1 protein-coding gene is annotated in these 1,527 nt (G+C 55.5%); it reads right to left on the reverse strand.

Annotation, left to right across the window (positions count from 1 at the left end):
- Nucleotides 1-73: 73 nt before the first annotated feature.
- Nucleotides 74-1,447, reverse strand: coding sequence for a transposase (locus tag ACR0LN_RS23915; RefSeq protein WP_480433235.1), 1,374 nt, complete (start codon nt 1,445-1,447; stop codon nt 74-76).
- Nucleotides 1,448-1,527: the final 80 nt, after the last annotated feature.

A 1,527-nucleotide genomic window follows, 5' to 3' on the forward strand; every position in this document is an offset into this window, starting at 1 on the left:
GTCCGGATAGTGTTGAAGAAGTTGCCGTTTGGGCGCTTGCAGGATACAGCCTCAATAGGCTGCCGTCTTTCCTTCATCCCGTTTTTCTAGGTTCTCGCACCAGCTTGGCGAGTTTCCGAAGGTTTTGGGCGGTTGCTGCGAGTTGAAACTGTTCATATGCGCCTTTGGGTCCTCGAAGTCGCATCATCGGCACCCCGATGTATCGTTTCAGATGTGCGAAGAGCATCTCAACCTTCCTTCTCTGAATGAAAGAGATCATGTACGCATCGGTTTTGCGGATATCGCGGGCGACGTCGCGAGCCGCTTCGTGGACGGAACGAAGCACGTTTCGGGCGGGCTGATTTGGACAGCAATTTGCTTTCAATGGGCATGCGTCGCAGTCGTGCTTTGATGCTCGATATTTAATGAAGCCGTCTTTGCCGCCATTTGGCTTGCGCGGTTTGGAGAAGTTCCTGCGATATGTCCGCAATTCATTATTGCCTGGGCAAGTGTAGCTGTCGGTTGCAGGATCATAGGCAAAATCCTCTCGCGAGAATGTGCCGTCCGTCCGTTTGGATTTATCCCACACCGGGATGTGCGGAGCGATGCCGCGCTCTTCCACCAACCAGCCCAGCATCTCCGCTGAGCCGTAGCCTGTATCGCCAACCAGCTTGTCTGGCGTCATGTCGAAGCGGTCCGTAGTCCGGTCGATCATACGTCGTGCAGCAAAGGCCTCAGCGGTTCGGATCGGAACCGATGGTTCAACGTCGACGATCACCGCATTGTCCAAATCCACCATATAGTTGGTGGAATATGCGAAGAAGGCAGCCCCACCGTCTGCGCCTGTCCAGCGAGCGGCGGGATCAACGGGTGAGATGTATTTAGGGACAACTTTAGTGGATGCGCCGAAAGCCGCGTCATCCAGCGTTTCGAGATATTCCTCAACCACACGAGTGGCTAGGTCAGGCGGCAAACCCTCTTTGCTATCGACACCCCGTGTCTGGTTCGCATTCGCCGGGATCAGGCTGGCATCGACGCCGAAGCTCTCGCCCCCAACCAGGCCCTCATCGATGCAGCGCCTCAGGACTGTCTCGAAGAGGTGGCGGAATAACCCGCACTCACGGAAACGCCCGTGCCGGTTCTTCGAGAAGGTCGAATGGTCTGGTACCGGATCGGTCAGATCGAGCTTGCAAAACCACCTGTATGCCAAGTTGACATGCACCTCTTCACAGAGCCGCCGCTCGGACCGAATGCCTTGGCAATAGCCCAACAACAGCATCCGGATCATCAACTCTGGATCAATCGAAGGACGACCGTGAGAGCTGTAGGACGGTGCCAGCAGGGGGCGAACTTCCGAAAGATCAAGGAAGCGATCAATGCCGCGCAACGGATGATCAGCAGGCACAAACTCTTCAATCGAAAACTCGTAGAAAAGCGCCCCTTGCGCCACCTGCCTCGGTCCCATCATCACCGCACCTCCACTCTCAAAATCGAGTGAATCAGCGACAGGCAAACCAATCAACGGACTTTTTCAACACTATCTCCGCA

The organism is Ruegeria sp. AA6, from assembly GCF_056542865.1.

Coding starts and splice junctions, on each gene's coding strand:
- ACR0LN_RS23915 (WP_480433235.1), bottom strand. CDS start 1,447: ATGATGGGACCGAGGCAGGTGGCGCAAGGGGCGCTTTTCTACGAGTTT.